Raw genomic sequence first — 19553 nt, forward strand, 5'->3', positions numbered from 1 at the left:
GGGCGCCCCGCCGCCGACCCGGCCGAGACTGAGGACCGACCAACGGTACGGGCTACCAGGAGGAGCCGAGCATGAAGCAAACGAGCGACCTTGTTGACAATGCGGTCGACGTCAAGGTCGTGCTGTCCGGCCTATGGGTCACCACGCTGTTCGTGTTCGCCTACGTCGACATCTTCGGCTTCTACCGCGCTGATGTGATCGATGGAGTGCTCGCCGGCGAGGTGTCCGGCACCGGATTCCCGATCGACCAGACGTTCCTGATCCTCACGACGCTGTACATCGTGGTCGCGGCGTTGATGGTGGTGGTCTCCCTGCTCGCCAGGGCACGGGTCAACCGGATCGCCAACATCGTCGTCAGCCTGCTCTACGTGGTCACCGCTTCGGCCACGCTCATCGGTGAGAGCTGGGTCTACTACATCGTCGGGACCCTGATCGAGGTAGCGCTCCTGCTGGTCATCACCCGGATCGCCTGGGTGTGGCCGAAAAGAACCTGAGCTACTGCTCTTCCCACTGCTTCTTGGTGATCTCGTACCGCACACCGCCGTGCTCGGAACCCTCGACCATCAGCATGTCTGGAGGAGTGTCGAGGGTGCCGGCCATCGTCATCCCGAGCTTTTTCATCACCTTCTGGGAACGGTCGTTCATGGACATCGTCTCGGCCCAGACCAGGCGCACGCCAAGCTCCGTGAACGCTTTGCTCAGCACCGCCCTCGAGCCCTCGGTGGCGTACCCCTTGCCCCACTCCGCCTGGCGCAGCCGGTAGCCGAGTTCGACCTCGTCCAGCGGGCCTCCCCGTTCGGGACGCAGGAGGAACCAGCCGACGAACGCACCGCGGTCCTTGTCCTGTGCTGCGAAGAGCCCGAAGTCACCGCCCCACCTCTCGTAGCCGGCGAGGATGTTCGGCAGGATGCGCTGGTGGACGTCCTCCGGTGCGGTGGGCTCACCGCCGGACAGGTAGCGCATGACCGCCGGGTCGCTGTCCAGTTCGATCAACAGGTCAGCGTCGTCGCTGGTGAAGCGGCGCAGGGTCAGGCGTTCGGTGTCCAGGTAAGCGTTCACGAGCGCATCCTGGTCCACCCGGGCGGGAAAGGCCACCGCTTTAACGGCCTGCTGCCCTCGTCGCGGCCGGTCTCGCCTGCGCTGTACCGCGCGGGCGTCCGGATTCGTGCGGACTCCGCCCGAGCCGCGAAGCGCCGCCCGACACTCATGAAATCGCAGCGCTCCGGCAATACACGGGGATGTGCCGGAGCGATCGCCCCAGAGGAGGCTCAGGTGATATCAGCTACCAGAAAGGTGCGGCCCGGCCGACGATTCGGCAGCCGTCAGCTTGTCACAGGTCTGCTCGTCGCCGCGGCGTGCATCGTCGTTCCGGCGGCACCGGCCAACGCCGTCGCCTACAACTATTACGCGGGCCACCCGGCGAACCCTTTGCCCGCGACGTGCACGGGCGGGTACGCCGTCGCCGGCGCGTCCGGTGTCTTCGTTGTCACGGCCGGTCATTGCGCGACCAACGCCGGTGGCGCCGGCGTCACCGGCCGGCGGATCTCCGGCACGGACGAGCAGTTCGGCACGGTCATTCGCAACGACTGGATCGGTGACTTCTACACGACCAACTCGTTCGACGGCGCGTTGATCCGGCTCGATCCCGACGACACTGCTTACCAGATTGTGGAGGATCCGATCACCCACACCCGGCCAGGCAACGGCCGGGTCCGTGGCTGGTACGCGAACTCCGCCCTGTACGCCGGGATGCGGATCGGCAAGATGGGGATCACGACCGGCTGGCGCGAGGGCACCATCACCGAGTGGCGCGACGTCGTGTATCCCAACGGCTGGCGCTTCTACACGTTGTGCAGCACCGCCGACAGCCGGCCCGGCGACAGCGGTGGCCCGGTTTGGCGCAACGATGGCAACGGCCTGATGGCGATCGGTATCTCCATCGGCGGCAATTGGGGGACCGCCTGTTTCATCCCGATCCAGAACGTGCTCAACCGCTTCGGAGCGACCCTACCCGTCTTCACCAGCTTGGCGGCTGGCGCACGCCCCAACCTCGATGTTGACGCCGCGCGGGTGGTGACCGAACGATCAGGCCCACCGATCCCCTACAACCCGGAACCGTTGGTGCTTGACTCCTGGTAGGTATCCGGCAGATTGGCGTTTGCCCATCGCTCAGAACGTCGATTCCCGGCCGGGAACTGGACCGCTACCCTTTTGACGTCGTCGAGAGGAGCCGGGTGGTGGGCGAGGAGCACAGCTTCCAGATCCAACTGGAAGGTCTTATTCAGCTTCTGGCCCAGAATCTGTACGCGGATCCCGACGTGTTCCTGCGCGAGATGATCCAGAACGCGCATGATTCGATCAAGCGCCGGGCCGAGGTGGCACGGGAACGTCTGGAAGCCGAGCTGCCCGCCCCGCGGATTCAGGTGGCGATCAACCGTCCAGCTCGCATGGTGGAGATACTCGACAACGGATCCGGGATGACCCGCGATGAGATCGATGGTTACCTTTCGACGATCGGCCGTTCGGGAACTGACGAGCTTCGGCAGCGCATTCGGGAGGCGGACCGCGGTCGTACGGTTGATCTGATCGGGCAGTTCGGCATCGGCTTGCTCAGCGCATTCATCGTCGCGGAGCGGGTGGTCCTGGTCACCAAGGCGTCCGGCATTGCGGTGGGAGAGCCGGGGTGGGCAGCGATATGTTGTCGAGCCGGCCGAGCGCCAGCTCGTGGGTACGACCGTCACGTTGCACATCGGGCCTGCTCACACCCGCTATCTGGACCGCGACCGGCTCCGGGCGATCATCCGCACCTACGCCGACTTCATCGGCGTGCCCGTCTATCTTGACGACGATGCGGAGCCGGCGAACGCGGTGACTCCCCCGTGGCATCGTGGCTACGTCTCCGAACGGGAACGCCGAGCCGCGTACACCGACTTCTGGCAGCGGAAATTCACTCAGGAGAGCTCTCTGCACGTCTTCGCCGTCGACGAGCCCGTCGAGTGGGACGATATCGCCCAGGCCGACGGGAAAGGGCGCGGCCGGGTGCGCGGCGTCCTGGCGGTGACCGATCGAAGGTCGGACTTCAACGCTCGCGGTGTGGTGGATCTGTACGTGCATCGGATGTTCGTCAATGCCGGCAACCGCGACGTGCTGCCGCCCTGGGCGAAGTTCGTCCAGGGCGTCATCGAATGCAACGACCTGACGCCCAACGCCGCACGGGACAACGTGGTACGCAACACCGCCCTGACCGCCGTACAGCAGGCTCTCGGCTGGTTGATCGTGCGGGAGCTGAGCGACCTTTCCAGCCGCGATCACCAGCGGTTCGTGGAGATCATGCGGTGGCACTCATACGACGTGCTGGCGATGTCGGTGCAGGACGAGTACGAGGATTTCTTCCGAGCCGTCGCCGATCTGATACCGCTGGAAAGCGACCCGGAACCGATCACGGTCGCGGAGTATCTCAAGACTGCGCCGGTCCGCACCGATCACTCCCAGGTGGTCTTCTACATCACCGAACCCGGTTCGGCGAACCAGTACTTCCTGCTGGCCCGGGCGCGCAGTATGCGCGTATTCAACTGCGCAGAGCCGTTCGCCGAGCGGTTCCTGCGGCGGTACGCCGAGACCTGGCCGGAACGGGTGCACCTGAGCCGCCTTGACGTCGCGGGTTCCGAGACGATTTTCGAGCCGCTGCGCAGCGACGAACGGGATCGGTTCGCCCAGCTTGAGACGGCGTACAACGTCTTGTTCCCGGAGCTGCGGGCCCTGCCGCGGATCAGTCGCTTCCGGCCGGTCATGATCCCCGCCGTGCTCACCGAAACCCGGGAAACGAGGACGCGTCGCGAAATGGAGGATGTGACGCAGGACCTGGCGCTGCCCACCTTCATCCGGGACCTGGTAAAAGACTTCCTCAGCGTTGAGAAAGAGCCGCTGACCCTGCACCTGAACGCCGACAACCCCGCTGTTCAACGACTTGCCGACCGGCTCGATCTGCGCGATGAGGTCAGCCAGAACGCACTGGTCGCCCTCCACCACAACGCGTTGATGCTGCTGGCCAGAACCTTGCGGGTCCAGGACGTACAGCTCATGTTCGTGCATTTCAACCAGGTCATCGAGCTGATGCTTGCGCTCGACGCCGAGCGTGCCGACCTGCAACGCGCGCTCGACGCCCGGCACAGCGAGATCGTCGAGCTACGGACTTCGCGGACCGACCGGGAGGAAATCCTGGATCCGTACGTCTCCTGCTTTGTGGCAATGCCTTTCGGGGATCCCCGCGCGGAAGAGATCTACGAGGCCGTGCGCGATGTTCTGGAGGTTCGCCCGTATTACTGGGCAGTGGTCCGGGCCGATGACACCGTTGAGCAGCCGGGCCTATGGGGAAACCTCAAGGCGAAACTGCTGCGAGCGCATTGCTATGTCGCCGTCTTCACCCGGGAACTCAATCCCAACGTGATGATCGAGGTCGGCCGCATGGAGGCGCTCGAACGACCAGTCGTGCTGCTCCGGGACGCGGCCGCACCCGAGCTGCCAGCCGATCTCAGCGGCCGCCTCTACGCCGAACTTTCCGGCACCCGCGAGACGCTCATCCAGGAGATCCGGGAGGCTTTCGCCCGTCAGGAACCGTTCCAAGCCCTCGCCGGCGAGCGATACCTGAGTGAGACGGTGCTGCGCCGGGAGGCCAACCTCAACGAGGAGGTGAGCCGCGAAATCAGTCGCCTGTACCGCACCTGGAGCGCCTTCCTCCAGGCTGATCCCCACGAGGTCGCGCGCCGGATCAACGTCCGGCCCAGACTCATCGAGGCCGCCCAGGAAGCGCTGACGGAGCCGTGACCGAGCCGGCCGTTCGCGCGATCGAGACGCTGATCGAACACGCCCGTGATCTTTTCCACGAGGGGCGGCACCGGCCGGCCGCCGAAGCGGCGGCGCGGGCAGCGCAGGCCGCCGACCAGATCGAGAATCCGGCACTGCTGGTGCGCGCGCTGGAGACCGAGGCAAACGTTCTGCGCATGCAGGGCGAGCACGGGGCAGCACTCACGCGCTACACCCGAGTCCTGGCAGTGGCCGAGGACACCGGCACCCGGATCCGGCTGGAGCAGCCGGCCGCCCTGATGGCGGTGGCCGGGGCATTCTTGGGCTGGGTGACGTGCGCACGGTCTGTTCGCGGTATCCAGACCCGGCAGCTCCTGGACGTGCTGGAAGCCGGGGAGCGATATCTCCATCCGATCGGACGCACCCCGTGGCGTGCCGCGCTGCTGCTCCAGCGGGCATCCATCCACGACGAGCTCGGTGACTTCGACACCGCCGTCGCCCTCGGCGAAGAGGCGCTCGCGGCTCACGAGCCCGGCCCCGGCGGGTACAGCCTGGCCGGCCACCGCCGGGTGCTGGGCCAACTGCTGCGCCGCGCCGGGCGACCGGAAGAGGCAGAGCCGTTGTACCAGGCGGCTCTGGAAGACCACGGGGCGCTCCCGGACGACCGGGTCGCCGCACTGGAAGGCCTGGCCAGGTGCGCCCTTGACCGTGGTGACGCCATCGCTGCGCAACGACATGCCGCCGCGGCGCTGGAGGAGGCCGAACCATTCGGTGACGAGTACGTGCGTACGCCGCTGTCCGCGCTCGTCCAGGCGCACCAGGACGCCGGTGACCTTGACGCTGCTGCGCCTGCTGCCGCGCGATACCTCGATGTGGCCCGCCGGCTTGGCAGTTACGCCGTGCTGTTCAGCGCCATCCGATCGGTGGTCACCGTGGCACTCGACCGCGGTCAAATCGACAACGTCGCGCAACTGCTCAGCGAAATGGCGGAGCACGCCGCCGTTCTTGACCGGAACTCCGATGATTCTTTCCACGCCGAGCAGGTGGTGCGGTACAGCCAGCGGTTCGACAGTCTCCGAGCCGCCGGCCAGATCCAGGCTCTGGGTGTTCCTGCCCTGACCCACCTGAGTCCCGACCTGCCCGATCGGCCCGGACCGGCAACCGCGACCCGCCCTCCGGGCCGGACGATGACGGTTGTCGGTGTCCGGGTTGAGCAGCCGTCAGACGAGCCGATCGTCCTGCTGAAGGAGACAGACGGCAACACGTACCTCCCGATACGGATCGGCGCCACCGAAGCCGCCGCCATCTCCCACGCTCAGCAGGGAACAACGGATGCGGTGTCGCGGACGCACGACCTGCTCTGCGATGTGCTCACGGCAGCCGGCTTACGCCTCGAGATGGCGACCATCGACCACATCGAAGAGAACGCCTTCATTGCTTCCATCACCGTCAACGGAAAGCAGATCGACTCGCGCCCCTCGGACGCGATCGTTCTCACCCTCAAGACGGGCGCACCGCTGATCGTTGCGCAGGACGTCCTCGATACGTGTGGCCTGTCGATCCCCGACGAGGAACCCTGAACCCTCGGGCCGATGTCGCTAGCAGCCGCTCTCCAGGGCCTCCCGCACCGCGTACCAGATCCGGAAGGTTTTTGCTTCGCTGGCGGACTTGTACAGAAGCACCTGGACTCCTCGGTGCACTCCCCTGAGGACATAAACGGTGTCGTCTCGGCGTAGCACAAACGGGATGAAGGTGGCCAGGAAAAGCCCACCGGCGACGGCGATCCCACCGAGGCCGATCCACCAGTTCTTCTCCAGGATGCCGAACGTGGTGCCCAGACAGCCCAGCACGCCGGTTACGGCGGCTATGCCGAAGTAGATTGTGGCGGTGGAATAGAAATCGGATTCCGTGGAGATGTGCAGCTGATCCGGGTCGAGGTCACCCAGGGCGAAGCTCGGCCCGGAAGGTGGATTCACCGTGAGGGAGGCATCGGTGACGACCGCGTCGGGTCCGGAGTAATAGGTCCGCATCAGGTTTTGTCCGCCAGCGCCCACACGTAGTACCACTTGTTCTCGCGCACCACCCGGGTCGAGCCGTCACTCATGGCATTGATGAACCCCCAGATGCCGCCGCTGGCGCCGAGCGCGGTGATGGCCGTGGCCAGGGCCGGGCCGTACACCGCGAGCAGCACCGTGCCGACCGTGCCGAGCACCGCACCGCCGGCGGACAGGGCCCGCTTGCGGTGCGCCTTCAGCATTTCGGCGCGCATCAGGCGTACCTCATCATTGATTTTGAGACCGATCTTGAGCATCTCCCGGTCCGAGTGCACGTCGTCGAGAGCGTCGTCGAGGTTGAGCAGGGTCAGCCGCAGGAAGTCGCGAAAGGCGGTGAAGGAGTTGAACTCCTCGACGGTGATCCGGCTGAAGTCGCGCAGGCTCACGCCCTGCAGGAACGGCAGTTCGGTCTGCAGCACCGGGCGGACGAGCTTGCTCTTGAGCGGATCGGCGCCGGACGCGTCCACCGCCCGGCCGTCCCTGATCAGGTAATCCAGGAGCGGGACGGGCTCCGGGGCGGTGTCGAGCGGGTTGTGCCGGATCCCGTCGACCAGGGTGTAGTCGGTCGAGGAATAGCTGGGCAGATACCAGGAGAGTCCCGAGACGAGCAGCGGTTCGGCATCGAGCAGCCAGGTGCCGAGGGCGCGCAGGTCCGGGCAGTGCATGCCGTGGGCGCGGTTCAGGCTGTTGCGGTTCTCCTGATTCCGGCGGGCCAGGGTCTGCCCGGCGTCGATGCCCGCGACCGAACTCGGATCCATGCCGAGCGGCACCTCGGATGACGGCTCGAAGGTCGTGCCCCGAGCGTGGACGTCGAGCTCGTGATAGCGGGTGCTCCGGTCGTGCGCCAGCAGAAGAGTGTCGGACACGAGGACGGCACGCTTGGTCAGGTCGGCGAAGCTGTGGGCACCGTCCCCGACGGAGAGGCCGACGTAGAACCGCGAGCGCGAGACCTCCTCGGACATGAGTTCGCGCCGGTTCCCGTACATGTACCTGCCGTAGCGGTGAGCCACGTATTCGGGCACTTCCCGGTCGTCGGCGGTCAGGCCGTCGAAGAAGCGGCGCATCGCAGCGGCGACACCCGGATCCTGCACCACCCGCTTCCGAGCGAACATTGACACAGGATAAGAGGCGGGCGCGGACATCGGTCACCGCCTGATCCGGGGTCAGGCGCCGAAGGCGGCGTCGCGTATCGGGCGGGGCAGCGCCCGGTCGAGGTAGGTGCTGGTTCCGGTCTCGCGCAGTTCTGTGGCGGCGTCCGCGAGTGCGCCGTAGGCGGCCCAGGCCAGGCTGCCGCCGGTGGACACCCGGCGCACGCCGGCGCCGGCCAGCTGCGGCACGCTCGGGCCGGTGCGCATCGCCAGCACGTTTACCGGGGCGCCGACCTCGGCGACCACCCGCGCGATGTCACCGAGGTCGGTCAGGCCCGGCGCATAAAGGCAGGACGCGCCGGCCTCCCGGTAGGCGGACAGGCGGGCGATGGTGTCCGGCAGGTCGGCGATGCCGTAGAGGTGGTTTTCCGCGCGGCCGGTGAGCACCAGGCCGTGCTGCCGGCACACGCTCGCCGCGGCGGCAATCCGCTCGGCGGCGGCCTCGACCGGTTCGATGTGCCCGGCGTCGGGGTCGTAATCTTCGATCGACACCCCGCTGGCCCCTGCCTCGGCGAGCAGCCGCACCGTCTCGGCCACGCCCGCCGGGTCGGCGGCGTAACCGCGTTCGGCGTCCACCGAGATCGGCACTCGCACCGCCGCGGCCAGCAGGGCGACGTGCCCGACCAGTTCGTCGCGGGTGACGTGCTGGTCGGCCCGGCCCAGCGAGGCGGCGAAGCCCGAACTGGTCGTCGCCAGGGCGGGGAAGCCGAGGTGCTCCAGCAGCTTGGCCGAGGGCACATCCCAGGGGTTCGGCAGCACGAAAGTGCCGCTGGCATGCAGCCGCCGGAAGGTGCCGCGAATGTCCTCGATCATGCTCCGGAGCCTCACACACGGGTACGACACTTTCGGCCGGACGCGCGCCGGTTGCCGGTGCCACACTGTCGTGGTGGCGTACGACGAAGACCTGGCCGACCGCATCCGGGAGATCGTGCAGGCCGAGGCGGGGCTGACCGAGAAGCGGATGTTCGGCGGGCTGGCGTTCCTGATCAACGGCAACATGGCGGCAAGCGCGAGCAGCAAGGGCGGTCTGCTGCTGCGGGTCGACCCGGCCGACACACCGGGTCTCCTGCAACAGCCCGAGGCCGCCCGGTTCCAGATGCGCGGGCGCGAGATGGACGGCTGGCTACGGGTGGATCCGGCCGGCCTGGCCACGAAACCCCAGCTCGAATCCTGGGTGTCCCGCGGCGTCAGCTATGCCCGGACGCTGCCGGCCAAGTGACCGGCAGGACCCTGCGCAGCGGAAGTCGGCGCGGTAGGTGCGGCTGGGTCAGTCATTACGCGCTGTCAGGTCCCGTTTGTTTTCCGCCGGTGTCCGTCGTGCGGCGAGCGCAACATCGTCCGCGAAGGCGACTTCACCTGCGCCTCCACCACGGCGCCCTCAGGCTTGGGCAACATGTCGCGCTCCCATGTCGTGGGGCAGAACCGCGCGGGGACGGGCCAGCTGTTGCGGTTTCGCCGGCAAGGCTGAGAGTTGACCGGCGACAGGCGTCGCCCGCGATTATGGAGCTGCTGTTGCTCATCCGACACGCCCGTCGTTGAACCGAGCCACCACACACGCCGATCCTGCGCACCTCGCGCAATCGTGGACTGGCAGAACCGGCGAACCGTCCGCCGCCCGCCTCCTGTTGGCCGGCCTGCCGGTGCGGTTCCAGCGAGCCCTTGGCCCGCACCACCGCGAGACGCTGCGAGTCCGCGCCCGCCTAGCACACCGGGTCGCACTCGCATATTGGAACGCCTGCGCCGGACGGCCACGTCGTCCGCCGCGGGCCACATTGCTCGGTAGGTCCGCCGGGCGGACCGCCGCGAAAGCCAACGAGTTGGGCGCCGCCCGCGCAGCACGAACGTGCCAGTCTCGTGCAGCCGGCGGAACGCGGCCCGGGCGTATCGGTCACGCTGCCCGATCCTATTCGCGCACTGGTGGGCGGTCCGGCACGCAGAACTCGACCTCGTAGCCCTCCAGCGACTCGTGTCCGGCCAGGTAGCAGCCCGGCGGGTCGCCGGGGAGAGCGCGCAACTCCCAGACGCCGAAGCCGCGGCCGTCCATCCGCACCGGGTGGGAGGTCAGGTAGTCCACCATCGTGACGCCGCCGGGCTCGTCGCGCGGGTTGCCGTAGATGTGCAGGCGTACCAGCGCGTGCGGCGGAAAACCGCCCACCGCGATGCGGAACCGGCGGCTCCCCTCCGGGAACGTGTCCACGGGCGTTCCGTTCGCGTCCTCGGCGTCCGCGATGAGCCACGGCGAGCGCACCCACCGCAGCCTCGCGGTGGTCGTGGCCGTGCGGCCGCCCTGCACCGCCCGGAATCGGTAGACGCCGGGCTCGTCGTCGGCGAGCCGGCGGAAGAGCAGGTCGATGGGGCCGCGTTCGAGGACACCCTCGGACCAGGTCTGGACGACACGGCCGGAGGGGGCGGTCACGGTCACCCGGACCGGGCTGCCCGGACGCACATCGTACAGGCAGATCACGTTGAAGGCGGGTGCGGCCAGGCCGAGTTTGACCCGATGGTCCTCCACCGAGATGCCGAATCGCGGACGGTCGGCACACGCATCGGGGTCCACCCCGCCCATGAAGTAGGTGAGTTGGGCCTGCACGCCGGCCGGAACGGGGTCCCGGCGGCCCAGGATCCCGGCCCGGGTGCCGTGATCGTCGGGTTCCTCAGCCGGCGGAGGGGCGCTGTGCCGGGTGGGCCACCATCCGTGCGGGCGCGGCGAGCGCCGCGAACCCACGGCGGGAGCCGCCGCCATGGTGGGAGCGGTCCTTTCCGGAACGGTCGTTTCCGGAACGGTCGGGTCGGCGGAGACCACGGGCGACGGGGCCGCGGGCGAGGGCGACGGCGAGGGCGACAGCGAGGGCGACGGCGAGGGCGACGCGAGAACCCCGGGCCGGGACGGCGGCGGTCCCGACGTACAGCCACCGGCGGCAACGGCCAGCACCACGACCATCGTGGCCCGGCACGACGACCGGATACCCACCCTCGTTCTCCCCGCGTTCGTACGAATCTGCCGAGGGCATATCGATTCACCGGCGGCCGCAGTTAGGCCTTTTGTGACGGACGTGGCGAAATCCAGCCCGCCGGGTGACTGCGGGACGCGGCCCGGATGACCGATTCGCCGGAACCCGCCGGCCGGTGGGCGGCGCGCCTGCGGGGGTGGCAGGCACGCTGGTTGGTGGCGCTGACCGCGCTGGCCGTGCTCACCGGCACCATCGGGCTGCAGGCCGACCTGCTGAGCCTGTGGCCGAACCGCCCCTGCTGGCTGCGCGCCGAGAGCGAACTCACGGCTCCCTACAACATCGTGGTCGCGAACCCCGCGGTCGCCGGCCGGGCCGGGCACAACCTGGCCCGGGAGATCCGGCACACCCTGGAACGCCAGATCGCCACGGCCGTCGAGCCGGACGGTGCGCTGGTGCAGGTGGGCGCCCCCTGCCGGGCCGGGGTCTCGGCCGCGGGCGGGGACCGGGCCGCCGAACTCGACCGGGCCAGGCGGAGCCAGAACGGCGACATCGCGGTCTCGTTCGTGTTGTATCCGCGCACCCACCACACGGGCGTCCGCCTGGAGTTCAGCATCGGCGGCCCGCGGCTGCGGGAGGCGGCCGAACTGGCCGGGTACACGGTCTTCGACGAACTGGACATCGGGAACCTCGACGGCGGCACGGCGAGCCGCGACCTGCTCAGCACCGCCGCGGAACAGGCCGGGACGCACGTTCGCCTGCTTCGGGCCGTCGCCCAGTACTCGTCAGACCAGTACCCGGCCGCGGCGCGGACCCTCACCGCGCTGCTGGACGAGTCGCTGGGCCGGCTCACCCGTCGCCTGGTCCTGGTGCTGCTCGGAAACGCGCACGGCCGTCTCGCCGCCGGCCGCGACTTCGCCGCGGCCGAGCGTTACTACCGGGCCGCCCTGCGGGTGGACCCCGGCTATCCGCGGGCCCGGCTCGGCCTCGCCGAAATCGCCTATCAGGCCGGCGCGACGGATTGCCGCCGCCTCGCGCCGGCCGCGCGCCGGGCGCTCACCGACGCCTACCGGGAGTACGAGACGGTCGGCGCCGGCCCGGTCAGCGCGGATCTGCCCGACCTGGAGGCACGCGCCCGGGCCGGACTCGGCCGGGTGGCCACCTGCCGGCTGCTGTCCGGCGATCGGCGCTGGCTCGCCGCCGCGCTGGAGCACCTCCGGTTCGTGGTGGGCCGGTACGAGGCGAACCCGGCTCATCATTGGCTGCGGACCCCCGCATCCGAGGCGTACGGCCAGCTCGGCGCGATCCACGCCTACGTGTTGGGCAACCGCCCCGGCGCCGGCGCCTGTTACCGCCGGGCGGCCGAGATCGCCTTCGCGGACCGTTCGCGGTTGTTCCGCACGATGGCCCACGAATCGCCGGGCGACGACGCCGCCTGTTGACATCCCGTCTGACTACGTAGACAGTGATGGGCATCACCCCGTAAGAAGCGAGGCCAGTGTGACCCGACCGCCCGGCAGCACCGACGTCGCCAAGCTGGCCGGCGTCTCGCAGAAGACGGTGTCGCGGGTCTTCAACGGGGAGCGGTACGTCACGGCCGAGGTCCGGGAACGGGTGCTCGACGCGGCGGCGCGGCTGGGTTACCGGCCCAACCGGGCGGCCCGGGCGCTCAAGCTCGAACGCCACCACCGGATCGGCGTGGTGTCGCTGGGCAGCGCGCTGTTCGGGCCGTCGACGCTGCTGGTGGCGCTGGAGCGGGCGGCCCGCGAAACCGGGTACGCGCTCAGCATCGTGCACACCCTGGAGGGCGCCCGCGGCAGCGTCGCCGAGGCCGTCCAGCGGCTGCTCGCCGAGGGGGTCGACGCGATCGTGCTGTCCGAGCCGATCGACGAGGGCGAGGCGCCGCTGCGGGTGGACGTGCCGGTGCTGACGATCGGGCGGGCCCCGTCCGTCACCGCGCCGGCCGTGCTCACCGTGCTCGAGGAGGAGGGCGGCGACCTGATCGCGCCCGCGGTCCGGCACCTGCTCGCGCTCGGGCACCACACCGTCCACCATGTCGCCGGGCCGCAGCGCTGGTGGGCCGCCCAGCAACGGCTCCGGTCGTGGCGGCAGGCGCTCGAGGCCGCCGGGAGGCCCGTCCCGGAGCCGGTCGAGGGCGACTGGACGCCGGAGTCGGGCTACCGGATCGGTACCCGGCTCGGCGACGACGTGACCGCGGTTCTGGCCGCCAACGACGACATGGCCATCGGGGTGATCCGCGCGCTGGCCGACGCCGGTCGCCGGGTGCCCGAGGACGTCAGCGTGGTGGGTTTCGACGACATCCCGGTGGCGGCCTACGTCTCGCCGCCGCTGACCACCGTGCGCACCGACAACGCGCTGCTCGCGGGCGTGGGCCTGCAGCGGCTCATCGATCACCTGAAGGACCCGCAGGCGACGCCGCGGCCCTTCCCGTCCCCGATGTTCGAGCTGATCGCGCGGGGCTCCAGCGGACCGCCCCGCCGTTGACAGGAGGTTCCGACATGGCCCCCCGAACCGTCCGACTCCTCGCCGTCTGCGTTCTCGCCCTGGCCGCCGGCTGCACGCCCGGCAGCACCAAGACCGCCGAAGCACCGGCCAACACCGCGGTCAGCCAGGCCGACATCGACGCCGCGATGCAGACCCCGACCACCCTGACGTTCTGGACCTGGGTGCCGGACATCGCCAAGGAGGTCGCCGTCTTCCAGCAGAAATACCCGGCGATCAAGGTGAACGTGGTCAACGCCGGCCAGGGCACCCCGGAGTACACGAAGCTGCGTACCGCCCTCAAGGCCGGCACCGGCGCACCCGACGTGGTGCAGATGGAGTTCCAGTACATCCCGACCTTCTCGCTCACCAAGAGCCTGGTCGACCTGCGGCCGTACGGCGCCGGGGCACTCAAGCCGAAGTTCGTCGACTGGACCTGGTCGCAGGTCACCGGCGCGGGCGGCGAGATCTGGGCGATCCCGCAGGACACCGGGCCGATGGGCCTGCTCTACCGGGCCGACATCTTTGACAGGTACGGCATTGCGGTGCCGAAGACCTGGGACGAGTTCGCGGCCGCCGCCGAAAAGCTGCACACCGCCGCGCCCGGCGTCTACCTCACCAACCTGGCCGCCAACCAGGCCGGCACCTGGCACGGCCTGCAATGGCAGGCGGGCGCCAAGCCGTACCGCCTGAACGGGACCACGGTCGGCCTCGCGGTGAACGACGAGGCCTCCAAGAAGCTCTCCGGCTACTGGGGTGATCTCGTGAAGCGCGATCTTGTCTCCACCGATCCCGACTTCACCGACAACTGGTTCCAGGGCCTCAACCGGGGCCGGTACGCCACCTGGATCACCGCCGCCTGGGGCCCGGTCTTCCTGAGTGGCAGCGCCAAGTCGACGGCCGGCAAGTGGCGCGCCGCCCCGCTGCCGCAGTGGACCGCCGGCGCCGAGGTCTCGGGCAACTGGGGCGGCTCGACCACCGCGGTCGTGCAGGGCACCAAGAACCCGATCGCGGCCGCCAAATTCGCCGAGTTCCTCAACACCGACCCGGCCACCACCAAGATGTTCAACACCGAGCAGAACTTCTTCCCGGCCACCAACGACCTGCTCGCCGACCCGTCGTTCACCGGCCGCACCGACCCCTTCTACGGCGGCCAGGAGGTCAACAAGATGTTCGCCGGGATCAGCGCGACGGTCGACACCGGGTTCCAGTGGCCGCCGTTCCTCGACCAGTCGGTGACGGACTGGACCGACACCGTGGGCAAGGCGCTCGCCGACAAGGGCGACGTGGTGGCGGCCAGCGACCAGTGGCAGCAACGGCTCGTGAAGTACGCGAAGGATCAGGGCTTCGAGGTCCAGGGCCAATGAACCACGCGAACCGCGGCTACCTGTTCGTCGCCCCGTTCCTGCTCTGCTTCGCGGTGCTGTTCCTGCTGCCGCTGGTGTACGCCGGTTACCTGAGCCTGTTCAAGGAGCAGCTGGTCGGCGGGGTGGTCTGGGCCGGCCTGGAGAACTACGCCCGCGCGTTCGGCGACGACCGGCTGCTCGGCGGCATCCTGCGGGTGGCCCGGTTCTTCCTGATCCAGGTGCCGGTCATGCTGGCCCTGGCACTGGCCGCCGCGCTGGCCATCGACAGCGGTTTGTTGCGCCTGGCCAAGATGTTCCGGCTGGGGGTCTTTATTCCGTACGCGGTGCCGAGCGTGGTCGCCGCCCTCATGTGGGGTTACCTGTACGGCCCCGCGTACGGACCGCTGGCCGACCTGGCCCCGTTCCTCAGCGCGGAGTGGATGCTCGCGTCGCTGGCGAACATCGTGACCTGGGAGTTCACCGGCTACAACATGATCATCCTGTACGCGGCGCTGCGCGCGGTCCCGCATGAGCTGTACGAGGCGGCCGCGGTCGACGGGGCCGGGCCGTGGCGGATCGCGTGGCGCATCAAGATCCCGGCCCTGCGCCCCGCGCTGCTGCTCTGCCTGCTGTTCTCGGTGATCGGCAGCTTCCAGTTGTTCGCCGAGCCCAACCTGCTCCAGCGCCTCGCCCCGAACGTCATCGACAGCGCCTACACCCCCAACCTGTACGCCTACAGCCTCGCCTTCACCAGCCAGGACGTGAACTACGCGGCAGCCGTGTCGTTCCTGCTCGGACTGGTGATCGTGATCGCCTCGTACGCCGTCCTCTTCGTCTCCGGCCGCAGGCAGAAGTCATGACGGCGCGGCGCAGCAACCTCCTGTTCCTCGGCATGGCGGCCGTGCTCATCTACTTCATGCTGCCGCTCTTCTGGCTGTTCGTGGCCGCCACCAAGACCACCGGCGACCTGTTCGCCACGTTCGGGCTCTGGTTCGGCGACACCTTCGCGCTGTTCGCCAACATCGGCGAGACGTTCGCGCACAACGACGGCGAGTACGGCCGCTGGCTGCTGAACACGCTGGTCTACTCGGTGATCAGCGCGGCCGGCGCGGCGTTCCTGGCGGCCCTGGGCGGCTACGGCTTCGCCAAGTACCCGTTCCGGGGCAACGGCGCCCTGTTCGGGGTGGTGCTCGGCTCGGTCATGGTGCCGACCACCGCGCTGGCCATCCCCACGTACGTGCTCTTCGCCCAGGTCGGCCTGGTCAACACGCCGTGGGCGATCATCCTGCCGTCCCTGGTCAGCCCGTTCGGGCTGTACCTCATGCGGATCTACGCGGCCGACGCGGTGGCGGACAGCCTGATCGAGGCGGCCCGGATCGACGGGGCCGGCGAGTTCCGGATCTTCTTCCGGGTCGCGTTGCGCAGCCTGGCCCCGGGCATCGTCACGGTCCTGCTGTTCACCCTGGTGGCGACGTGGAACAACTACTTCCTCCCGCTGATCATGCTGAACGACCCGCGGCTCTACCCGATCACGGTCGGTCTCAGTGCCTGGTCGGCGCAGGCCGCGGGCGGCGGCAGCGGCTCCAACTCGGACCTGCTCGCGCTCGTCGTCACCGGTTCGCTGCTGTCCGTCGTACCCCTGATCGCTGCTTTTCTGCTTTTGCAGCGGTATTGGCAGTCCGGCCTGACCGCCGGCTCGATCAAGGAGTGAGGATCATGACCGAGCTGCCCCGGCGCGTCCTGTTCGGCGCCGCCTACTACCACGAGTACCAGCCGTACGAGCGCCTGGAAGAAGATCTTGATCTGATGGCCGAGGCCCGGTTCACGGTGATCCGGGTGGGTGAATCGGTGTGGTCCACCTGGGAGCCGGAGAACGGGCAGTTCGCGCTGGACTGGCTGCAACCGGTGCTGGACGGGGCACACGAGCGCGGCATCGCGGTCATCCTCGGCACCCCCACCTATGCGGTGCCGCCCTGGCTGGCCCGGCTCTACCCGGAGATCACCGGCGAGCGGCGCACCGGCGAGCGGATCGGCTGGGGCGCCCGGCAGGAGGTCGACTTCACCCATCCCGCCTTCCGGTTCCACGCCGAGCGGATCGTCCGGCGGATCGCCGGGCGCTACGCCGCGCACCCCGCGGTGATCGGCTTCCAGGTCGACAACGAGCCCGGCAACGAGTTGCTGCACAACCGCGGCGTCTTCCAGCGCTTCACCGACGACCTGCGGCACCGCTACGGCGACGTGGCCACGCTGAACCGGGAGTGGGGCCTGGTCTACTGGTCGCACCGGCTGAGCACCTGGGCCGACCTGTGGACGCCGGACGGCAACGTCCAGCCGCAGTACGACGTCGCGTGGCGCCGCTTCCAGGCCGCGCAGACCACCGAGTTCATCGCCTGGCAGGCCGATCTCATCCGGGAGTACCGCCGGCCCGGGCAGTTCGTGACAACCTGCATCGCGTACGAGCGGCCCGCCGTCGACGACGACCGGCTCACCGACCACCTGGACGTCACCGCCGGCAATCCGTACTACCGCATGCAGGACGCGCTCGAACTGCCCGACCGGCGGTCCGCCGACCAGCACTGGACCAGCAGCGGCGTCTGGGCCCTGCAGCTGAGCGCCGACCGCATGTACGCCTCCCGCCAGGAGCCGTTCCTGGTCACCGAGACCAACGCGGGCAGCATCGGCGGGCCGTGGGACAACCGCCCCGCGTACGACGGCCAGTGGCGCCAGGCCGCCTGGCTGCTGGTGTCCCGCGGCGCCCGCATGATCGAGTACTGGCACTGGCACACCCTGCACTTCGGCACCGAGACCTATTGGGGCGGCGTGCTGCCGCACAGCGGAAAACCCGGCCGCACCTGGCACGAGCTGGCCCGCCTCGGCGCCGAGTTCGACCGGGCCGGCGACCTGGTGGCCGGCCTCACCCCGGATGCCGACGTCACGTTCCTCTTCTCGCTGCCCAGCAAGTGGCTGATGCAGAAGTACCCACCGCTCGCGACGCCGGACGGCGGCCCCGACGCGCGCGCCTACCACGGCCTGTTCGACCCGTTCTACCGGGGCGCTTTCGACGCCGGCCTGCAGTCCCGGATCGTGTCCCGGCCGGCCGACGTCGACACCCCCGTCCTGGTGGTCCCCGGTCTCTACCTGGCCGACGACGACACCCTCGATCAATTGCGGGGGTACGCCGAGGCCGGCGGCCACCTCGTGCTCGGCCCCCGCACCGGATACGCCGACCCGGAGGGCCGCGCCCGCACCGACCGGATGCCCGCGCGGCTCGCCGAGGCGGCCGGCGCCTGGTACGACGAGTTCAGCAACCTGAGCACGGAGGTGCCCGTCGACGGCCTGGACGGCCGGGCGACCCGCTGGGTGGACGGCCTCACGGTCACCGACGCGACCGTGGTGGCCCGCTACGACCACCCGCACTTCGGCCGCTGGCCGGCGATCACCACGCGCCGGGTGGGCGCGGGCCGGATCACCGTGGTCGGCACGGTGCCCGACGTCGACCTGGCGAAGGCCCTGTTCCGGTGGCTGGTCCCGCAGCATGGGGAGGTGCCGCCGAGCGTCACGGTCACCGGGGCCACCGCACCGGACGGCCGGGTCGTGCGATTCGTCCACAACTGGTCGTTCACCCCGGCTGTGGTCCGGCTGGAATCCCACGTCGCCGACGTCCTGGGCGACGACGTCTACCCGGCCGGCGCCGAGATCGCGCTGGGGCCCTGGGACGTCCGGGTCCTCAACGTCACCTGAACCCGTATGGTGGCCGGGTGGCCACCGATCGCCTGCTGGTCAACCTCGACCTGAACCTGCTGGTCACCCTCGACGTGCTGCTGCGCGAGCGCAACGTCACCCGGACCGCCGAACACCTGGGCACCAGCCAGCCCGCGGTGAGCGCCGCCCTGGCCCGCCTGCGCCGGCACTTCGGCGACGAGTTGCTGCACCGCACCGGCAACCGCTACGAGCTGACCCCGCTGGCCACCGAGCTGTCCGCCCGCACCGCACCCGCGCTGGCCGGCGTGCGCCGGGTCTTCGACCTCAGCACCGAGTTCGACCCCGCCTCGGTGGACCGCGAACTGACCATCGTGACCTCCGACTACGCCGCCGCGGTGCTGGGCCCGATCGTCGCGTCGCTGCTGGCCGAGCGGGCCCCCAACGTCCGCCTGCGGCTGCGGCAGACCAGCCCTGACCTGGTCGACCACGCCGTCGACACGCTCCGCACGGTCGACGGCCTGATCCTGCCGCACGGCTTCATCACCGACCTGCCGCACACCGACCTGCACGAGGACCGCTGGGTGTGCATCGTGGACGGCAACACCCGGGGCGACCTGACCCTGCAACGCCTGCGCGAGATGCCGTGGGTCGCGCTCTATCACCTGCCCACCGCGTTCGCCCCGGCCGCCCAGCAACTGCGCATGCTGGGCGTGGAGCCGCGGGTCGAGGTGGTGGTGGACGGATTCCTCGCCATGCCGTTCCTGGTGGCCGGCACCGGCCGGGTGGCGCTGATGCAGGAACACCTGGCCCGCCGGATCGCCGCGGTGGCCGACATCCGGGTGAGCCCGTGCCCGTTCGAGGTGGTGCCCCTGGCCGAGGCGTTCTGGTGGCACCCGATGTATCGCAGCGACCCGGCCCACATCTGGCTGCGGGGCCTGCTGGCCGAGGCGGCCCGCACCCTGACCGCCGGACGCGGATGACCGGCCTGCCGGTGCGGCGGGTAGGCTCCGGCCGATAGTTGCTGGTAGACAACAATGTGGCCGGCGGCAG

The 19553-nt window shown here is 69.5% G+C and carries 18 protein-coding genes; 13 read left to right on the forward strand and 5 right to left on the reverse strand.

All coding sequences use genetic code 11. The features are described 5' to 3' along the window. The first annotated feature begins 71 nt into the window (after positions 1–71). A complete protein-coding gene (locus tag Ari01nite_RS39330; RefSeq protein ID WP_203788251.1) occupies positions 72–494 on the forward strand; it encodes a DUF6326 family protein in 423 nt (140 codons plus the stop codon). Position 495: 1 nt separating this feature from the next. On the opposite strand, the gene Ari01nite_RS39335 is transcribed toward Ari01nite_RS39330, so the two are convergent. After that, positions 496–1059, reverse strand: a complete 564-nt coding sequence (locus Ari01nite_RS39335; protein ID WP_203788253.1) for a GNAT family N-acetyltransferase — start codon at positions 1057–1059, stop codon at positions 496–498. A 234-nt stretch (positions 1060–1293) separates the two neighbouring features. On the opposite strand from Ari01nite_RS39335, the gene Ari01nite_RS39340 reads away from it, so the two are divergent. From Ari01nite_RS39340 to Ari01nite_RS39355, 4 genes are all read left to right on the forward strand, one after another. Continuing rightward, entirely contained in the window at positions 1294–2139 is an 846-nt protein-coding gene (locus Ari01nite_RS39340) for a trypsin-like serine protease (RefSeq protein ID WP_203788255.1), read from the forward strand. 194 nt (positions 2140–2333) lie between these two features. Next, a complete protein-coding gene (locus Ari01nite_RS51485; protein ID WP_369076780.1) occupies positions 2334–2843 on the forward strand; it encodes an ATP-binding protein in 510 nt (169 codons plus the stop codon). Beyond that, entirely contained in the window at positions 2725–4824 is a 2100-nt protein-coding gene (locus Ari01nite_RS39350; protein ID WP_203788259.1) for an HSP90 family protein, read from the forward strand. Before Ari01nite_RS51485 ends, Ari01nite_RS39350 begins: the two co-directional genes overlap by 119 nt. Beyond that, positions 4821–6383, forward strand: a complete 1563-nt coding sequence (locus tag Ari01nite_RS39355; protein WP_203788261.1) for a bifunctional nuclease domain-containing protein — start codon at positions 4821–4823, stop codon at positions 6381–6383. The genes Ari01nite_RS39350 and Ari01nite_RS39355 overlap by 4 nt, the downstream gene beginning before the upstream one ends. Positions 6384–6401: 18 nt before the next feature. Here the strand turns inward: Ari01nite_RS39355 and Ari01nite_RS39360 are convergent, their stop codons facing one another. From Ari01nite_RS39360 to Ari01nite_RS39370, 3 genes are read right to left on the reverse strand one after another with little or no spacing between them, the layout of a single operon-like run. Continuing rightward, positions 6402–6857, reverse strand: a complete 456-nt coding sequence (locus tag Ari01nite_RS39360) for a DUF6232 family protein (protein WP_203788263.1) — start codon at positions 6855–6857, stop codon at positions 6402–6404. Then, on the reverse strand, positions 6833–7969 hold the full coding sequence (locus tag Ari01nite_RS39365) for a hypothetical protein (RefSeq protein WP_203788265.1): 1137 nt from the start codon (positions 7967–7969) through the stop codon (positions 6833–6835). The genes Ari01nite_RS39360 and Ari01nite_RS39365 overlap by 25 nt, the downstream gene beginning before the upstream one ends. 51 nt (positions 7970–8020) lie before the next feature. After that, positions 8021–8818: an isocitrate lyase/PEP mutase family protein gene (locus Ari01nite_RS39370; protein ID WP_203788267.1), complete on the reverse strand. Its 798-nt coding sequence runs from the start codon at positions 8816–8818 to the stop codon at positions 8021–8023. Positions 8819–8891: 73 nt separating this feature from the next. Between Ari01nite_RS39370 and Ari01nite_RS39375 the strand changes: the two genes are divergently transcribed. Further along, a complete protein-coding gene (locus tag Ari01nite_RS39375) occupies positions 8892–9224 on the forward strand; it encodes a TfoX/Sxy family protein (protein ID WP_203788269.1) in 333 nt (110 codons plus the stop codon). Positions 9225–9908: 684 nt separating this feature from the next. Here the strand turns inward: Ari01nite_RS39375 and Ari01nite_RS39380 are convergent. After that, positions 9909–10748, reverse strand: a complete 840-nt coding sequence (locus Ari01nite_RS39380; protein WP_203788271.1) for a hypothetical protein — start codon at positions 10746–10748, stop codon at positions 9909–9911. A 354-nt stretch (positions 10749–11102) separates the two neighbouring features. Here Ari01nite_RS39380 and Ari01nite_RS39385 point away from each other — a divergent pair, with 354 nt between their 5' ends. From Ari01nite_RS39385 to Ari01nite_RS39415, 7 genes are read left to right on the forward strand one after another with little or no spacing between them, the layout of a single operon-like run. After that, complete coding sequence (locus tag Ari01nite_RS39385) at positions 11103–12395, forward strand: tetratricopeptide repeat protein (RefSeq protein ID WP_203788273.1); 1293 nt, start codon at positions 11103–11105, stop codon at positions 12393–12395. Positions 12396–12453: 58 nt separating this feature from the next. Then, entirely contained in the window at positions 12454–13458 is a 1005-nt protein-coding gene (locus Ari01nite_RS39390; RefSeq protein WP_203788275.1) for a LacI family DNA-binding transcriptional regulator, read from the forward strand. A gap of 14 nt (positions 13459–13472) precedes the next feature. Further along, entirely contained in the window at positions 13473–14822 is a 1350-nt protein-coding gene (locus tag Ari01nite_RS39395; RefSeq protein WP_203788277.1) for an ABC transporter substrate-binding protein, read from the forward strand. Beyond that, on the forward strand, positions 14819–15661 hold the full coding sequence (locus Ari01nite_RS39400) for a carbohydrate ABC transporter permease (protein WP_203788280.1): 843 nt from the start codon (positions 14819–14821) through the stop codon (positions 15659–15661). The genes Ari01nite_RS39395 and Ari01nite_RS39400 overlap by 4 nt, the downstream gene beginning before the upstream one ends. Beyond that, the gene (locus tag Ari01nite_RS39405) at positions 15658–16512 is read left to right on the forward strand and encodes a carbohydrate ABC transporter permease (RefSeq protein WP_203788282.1); all 855 of its coding nucleotides are present in this window, start codon (positions 15658–15660) and stop codon (positions 16510–16512) included. The genes Ari01nite_RS39400 and Ari01nite_RS39405 overlap by 4 nt, the downstream gene beginning before the upstream one ends. A 5-nt stretch (positions 16513–16517) precedes the next feature. After that, complete coding sequence (locus Ari01nite_RS39410) at positions 16518–18542, forward strand: beta-galactosidase (RefSeq protein WP_203788284.1); 2025 nt, start codon at positions 16518–16520, stop codon at positions 18540–18542. 17 nt (positions 18543–18559) lie between these two features. Further along, on the forward strand, positions 18560–19483 hold the full coding sequence (locus Ari01nite_RS39415) for a LysR family transcriptional regulator (RefSeq protein ID WP_203788286.1): 924 nt from the start codon (positions 18560–18562) through the stop codon (positions 19481–19483). Positions 19484–19553: the final 70 nt, after the last annotated feature.

Source organism: Paractinoplanes rishiriensis (assembly GCF_016862375.1).
In the GTDB taxonomy this organism is placed as follows: Bacteria; Actinomycetota; Actinomycetes; order Mycobacteriales; family Micromonosporaceae; genus Actinoplanes; species Actinoplanes rishiriensis.